Origin of the sequence: Albidovulum sp. (genome assembly GCF_041919395.1) — a bacterium.
In the GTDB taxonomy this organism is placed as follows: Bacteria; Pseudomonadota; Alphaproteobacteria; order Rhodobacterales; family Rhodobacteraceae; genus Albidovulum.
Genome location: NZ_JAYRTX010000147.1, coordinates 1 through 4,769, shown reverse-complemented (window position 1 = coordinate 4,769; position 4,769 = coordinate 1). Strand labels below are relative to the sequence as shown.

5 protein-coding genes are annotated in these 4,769 nt (G+C 68.4%); 2 read left to right on the top strand and 3 right to left on the bottom strand.

The window, feature by feature from the left end; all coding sequences use genetic code 11:
* Together ACMUOO_RS16425 and glmU are read right to left on the bottom strand one after the other, a co-directional pair.
* Window positions 1–1,001, bottom strand: a 1,001-nt coding sequence (locus ACMUOO_RS16425) for an isomerizing glutamine--fructose-6-phosphate transaminase (RefSeq protein WP_413855739.1), incomplete at its 3' end; no start/stop codon positions are given.
* Window positions 1,001–2,350 (bottom strand): bifunctional UDP-N-acetylglucosamine diphosphorylase/glucosamine-1-phosphate N-acetyltransferase GlmU, encoded by a 1,350-nt coding sequence (gene glmU, locus ACMUOO_RS16420; RefSeq protein WP_301918547.1) that lies wholly within the window; start codon window positions 2,348–2,350, stop codon window positions 1,001–1,003. The genes glmU and ACMUOO_RS16425, both read right to left, overlap by 1 nt.
* A gap of 121 nt (window positions 2,351–2,471) precedes the next feature.
* Here glmU and ACMUOO_RS16415 point away from each other — a divergent pair, with 121 nt between their 5' ends.
* The gene (locus ACMUOO_RS16415) at window positions 2,472–3,140 is read left to right on the top strand and encodes an HAD-IA family hydrolase (protein WP_301918546.1); all 669 of its coding nucleotides are present in this window, start codon (window positions 2,472–2,474) and stop codon (window positions 3,138–3,140) included.
* On the top strand, window positions 3,137–4,378 hold the full coding sequence (locus ACMUOO_RS16410; protein ID WP_413855738.1) for a DegT/DnrJ/EryC1/StrS family aminotransferase: 1,242 nt from the start codon (window positions 3,137–3,139) through the stop codon (window positions 4,376–4,378). Before ACMUOO_RS16415 ends, ACMUOO_RS16410 begins: the two co-directional genes overlap by 4 nt.
* 6 nt (window positions 4,379–4,384) lie before the next feature.
* Here the strand turns inward: ACMUOO_RS16410 and ACMUOO_RS16405 are convergent.
* A partial coding sequence (locus tag ACMUOO_RS16405; RefSeq protein WP_413855737.1) for a CreA family protein occupies window positions 4,385–4,769 on the bottom strand: 385 nt, incomplete at its 5' end.

The following is a 4,769-nucleotide window of genomic DNA, read 5'->3' as shown; positions in this document are numbered from 1 at the left end:
TCGGGCAGCGGCGGTTCGCGGTAGCGGAACTCCGATCCGATATCGACCTCGCAGGGCAGGCCGGCGAGGCTCTCGAACCAGTATTTCGCGGTGAGGCAGGCATAGGAGGCCGTGCCGCAGGCCACGAGTGTCAGCCGGTCGAGCCCGCCGAAGTCGAGGCCCTGTGGCAGGTTCAGCCTACCCCCGGCCGTGTAGTGTTTCACCGCGTCGGCAAGGACCACGGGCTGTTCCGCGATCTCCTTGGCCATGAAATGCTTGAAACCGGCCTTCTCGATGCGGGCCTGGTCAAGCTGGATGCGCATAACCTCGCGGTTGGCGTGCCGTCCGGCAGCGTCGTGGATTTCCACCCCCTCGCGGGTGACGAAGGCGTAGTCGCCCTCGTCGAGGTAGGTGATCCGGTCGGTCATGGGGGCAAGGGCGATCGCGTCGGAGCCGACGAACATCTCGCCCTCGCCATAGCCGATGGCGAGCGGCGAACCCTTGCGCGCCGCGACCATCAGGTTTTCCTCGCCATCGAAGAGGAAGAGAAGCGCGAAGGCTCCCTCGAGCCGCTTCAGCGCCGCGACCGCAGCCGCGCGCGGCGCCATCCCCGCGTCGATGTAGGATCGCGTCAGCATCACGACCGTCTCGGTGTCGGTTTCGGTCTCGCAGGTCAGTCCCCTGGCGGCGAGTTCGGAACGCAGTTCGCGGAAGTTCTCGATGATGCCGTTGTGGACGACGGCGACGGGGCCGGACCGGTGCGGGTGGGCGTTGACCACGGTCGCCGCGCCGTGCGTGGCCCAGCGGGTATGCCCGATGCCGGCCTTGCCGGGCAGGGGATCGTGCACGAGGAGGTCCGAGAGGTTGACGAGCTTGCCGACCGCGCGCCGGCGATCGAGCCGGCCATGGTTCACCGTCGCGATCCCGGCGGAATCGTAGCCGCGGTATTCCAGCCGCTTCAACGCCTCGACGAGGATCGGCGCGACCTCATGGTGCCCGAGCACCCCGACAATCCCGCACATTATTCGGTCTCTTTCCGCTTGCTGGCCTTGATGACCTTCAACTTTTCGAACAATTTCGCCGACAATCCCGGTTTCAGCACCTGCCGCGCGCGGCCGATCGCGACGGCATCGTCGGGCACGTCCTCGGTGATGACAGAGCCCGACCCCGTCATCGCCCGCGCGCCAACCCGCACCGGCGCCACCAGCATGGTGTCCGAGCCGATGAAGGCGCGTTCGCCGATCTCGGTGCGGTGCTTCATCACGCCGTCGTAGTTGCAGGTGATCGTGCCCGCACCGATGTTCGCGCGGGCGCCCACATGGGCGTCGCCGAGGTAGCTGAGGTGGCCGACCTTGACGCCCTCGTCGAGGATCGCGTTCTTGATCTCGACGAAGTTGCCGACATGGACATCCTCGGCCAGTTCCGCGCCGGGACGCAGCCGGGCGAAGGGCCCGACACGCGCACCGCGCGAGATGTGGCAGCCTTCGAGATGGCAGAAGGGAAGGATCTCGGCCTCCGATTCCACGGTCACGCCGGGGCCGAAGAAGACGTTCGGCCCGATCACCGTCTCGCGCCCGACCACGGTGTCGAAGGCGAAGAACACTGTCTCGGGTGCCGTCAGGGTCACGCCGTCCTCCATCATCTCGGCGCGCTTGCGTGCCTGGAAGATGCGTTCGGCTGCGGCGAGGTCGGCGCGCGTGTTCACGCCAAGGGTCTCGGCCTCGGAGCAGGTGACGACCTCGGCCGTCAGTCCTGCGGCGCGCGCGGCGGCGACGATGTCGGTCAGGTAGAGCTCGCCCGCGGCGTTCCTGTCGTCCAGTCCGGCCACGAGCCGGCGCAACAGCGCCGCCTCTGCCGCGATGACGCCGCTGTTGCACAGCGTGATCGACCGCTGGTCCTCGTTCGCGTCCTTCCATTCGACGATGCCGTAGAGTTGCCCGCCATGGGTGACGAGCCGCCCGTAGCGGGCCGGATCGGCGGCCTCGAAGCCCAGAACGACGACGTCCGCGGATGCTGCGAGCATCGCCCCCAGCGTGCCGGGCCGGATGAAGGGCGTATCGCCGAAGAGCACGATCACCCGCCCTTCGAACCCGTCGAGCAGCGGCAGCGCCTCGGCGACCGCGTGCCCGGTGCCGCGCTGTTCGGCCTGATGGGCGATTTCCACCGTCTCGTCATGGGCGCGGGCGGCGGCCGAGACCGCGTCGGCGCCGTGGCCGGTGACGACGATGGTGCGCTCGGGAGTGACGCTCGCCCCGGCGATCATCGCGTGAACCAGAAGCGGTGCGCCCGCGACCTCGTGCAGGACCTTGGGACGGTCCGAATTCATCCGCGTGCCCTGTCCCGCGGCAAGAATGATGAGCGCTGTGGCCATGAATATGCTTTCCTCGAACGTCGGCCCGTTTTAACCAAGGGCCCGTGGGCCGGGAAGAGGGTGAGCATCAATCATCCTTACGGCAGGTTACAATAGAAACTTTGCACGGGTTCTCTGCCGCATGCGCACGGTGATCTTCGATCTGGACGGTACCCTCGCCGATACCTCGGCCGATCTCATCGCGGCGGCGAACGCCTGTTTCCGCGACCTCGGCCACCGCGACCTGCTCGATCCGGTCGACGATGCCTTGACCGCCTTCCACGGCGGTCGCGCGATGCTGCGACTGGGTTTTTCGCGGCTGGGCGCCCCCGGCGAGGCCTCGGTGGACCGCGAATACCCGCGCCTCCTGTCCTTCTACGAGGCGGCCATCGACCGCGAGACGACGCTTTATCCCGGCGCCGTCTCGGCGGTGGAGGCGCTGCGGCAGGCCGGTTTCGTCACCGGCATCTGCACCAACAAGCCCGAGCGGCTGGCCGCGATCCTGCTCGACCGGCTGGGGGTGCGCCACCTTTTCGGCTCGCTCGTCGGCGCCGACACGCTGCCCGTCCGCAAGCCCGATCCGGCGCCCTACCGCGCCTCGGTCGAACGCGCGGGCGGAGCCGTCTCGCGGTCCATGCTGATCGGCGACACGGAGACCGACCGCCGGACGGCCGAGGCGGCCGGCGTCCCGGTGGCCCTCGTCACCTTCGGACCCGAGGGGCGGGGGGTGGCGCGGCTTTCGCCGGAAGCGCTCCTCGAACGGTTCGACGACCTGCCGGCGCTGGCCCTGCGGACGCTGGGGGAAGCATGAGAGAGCGCGGCGAGCCCGAGACCTTCACCGGCAGCTTCACCCAGCAGGAACCGATCCCCGAGGCCGGGATCGCGGCGGCGCTGAACGTCCTGCGGCACGGGCGGCTTCACCGCTACAACACGGCCGAGGGCGAGATCGCGGAAACGGCGCTCCTCGAGGAGGAATTCGCCGCCTTCACCGGCGCGAAATACTGCCTTGCAGTGGCCTCGGGGGGCTACGCGCTCGGCTGCGCGCTGCGCGCCCTGGGGATCGGGCCGGGTGACCGGGTGCTGACCAATGCCTTCACGCTCGCCCCGGTGCCGGGCGCCATCGCGGCGCTCGGGGCCGAGCCGGTCTTCGTCGAGACGACCGGGGCGCTGACCATCGACATGGACGACCTCGCTGGCAAGGCGCCGGGCGCGAAGGCGCTGCTTCTGTCCCACATGCGCGGCCATATCTGCGACATGGACCGGCTGATGGCGGTCTGCGACAAGGCTGATCTGCCGGTGATCGAGGATTGCGCGCATACGATGGGGGCCGCCTGGAAGGGCGTGCCCTCGGGCCGGCACGGGGTCATGGGCTGCTATTCGACCCAGACCTACAAGCACATGAACTCGGGCGAGGGCGGGCTCATCGTCTCGGACGACGCGGACCTCATGGCGAAGGCGATCATCCTCTCGGGCAGCTACATGCTCTACCCGCGCCACCGCGCCGCCCCGCCGCCGGAGGCGTTCGAGGCGGTGAAATACGTCACCCCGAACGTCTCCGGCCGGATGGACAACCTGCGCGCCGCGATCCTGCGCCCGCAACTTGCCGACCTGCCGCGCCAGTGCGCGCGCTGGAACGCGCTCTACCGGACGGTCGAGGCGGGGCTGCGGTCGACACCCGGCCTGACCCTGATCGACCGGCCCGACGGCGAGCAGTATGTCGCCTCGTCCTTCCAGTTCCTGCTGCCGGACTGGCCCGAAGCCAAGGTCCGCGCCGTCCTCGCCCGCGCCGCCGCGCGGGGAGTGGAACTCAAATGGTTCGGCGCGAAGGAGCCGCAGGGTTTCACCTCGCGCCACTCGTCGTGGCGCTATGCTAGGCCGCAAAGCCTGCCCGCGACCGACCGCATCCTCGCGGGCCTTCTCGACATGCGCCTGCCGCTGACCTTCAGCGAAGAGGACGCCGCCTTGATCGCCCGCATTCTTCGGCAGGAGGTATCGTCCGTCTATCAGGGCGAAGCCGAGACGCCGCTCGACGTTCCGCTTGCCGACTGAAAGCCGTCACTTGCGTGCATCGTAAAGCGGCACGGTCGAGATCGACATCTTGCCCGACCCTTGCGTCAGTTCGCTCGCATGGGCGAGGTAGATCAGCGTGTTGTTCTTCTGGTCGAGGATCCGCGTCACCCGCAGCGACTTGAAGATCAGCGAAGTGCGCTCGGAGAAGATGTTCTCCCCATCCTTGCCCTTGTCGATGTCACCCACCGTGATCGGCCCGGTTTGCCGGCAGTCGAGCGCGGAATAGGATGGGTCCTCGAACCAGTTGCCCTGGCTCAGCCGGTCGAGCACCGAGCGGTCGAAATAGGCGACGTGGCAGGTCACGCCCTGCACCTTCGGATCGGGGATCGCCTCGATGACGATGTCGTTGCCGACCCAGTCAACCCCGACC

Excerpts from the sequence above, each read along its gene's own strand:
- glmU (WP_301918547.1), bottom strand. The coding sequence starts at position 2,350 with ATGGCCACAGCGCTCATCATTCTTGCCGCGGGACAGGGCACGCGGATG.
- ACMUOO_RS16415 (WP_301918546.1), top strand. The coding sequence starts at position 2,472 with ATGCGCACGGTGATCTTCGATCTGGACGGTACCCTCGCCGATACCTCG.
- ACMUOO_RS16410 (WP_413855738.1), top strand. The coding sequence starts at position 3,137 with ATGAGAGAGCGCGGCGAGCCCGAGACCTTCACCGGCAGCTTCACCCAG.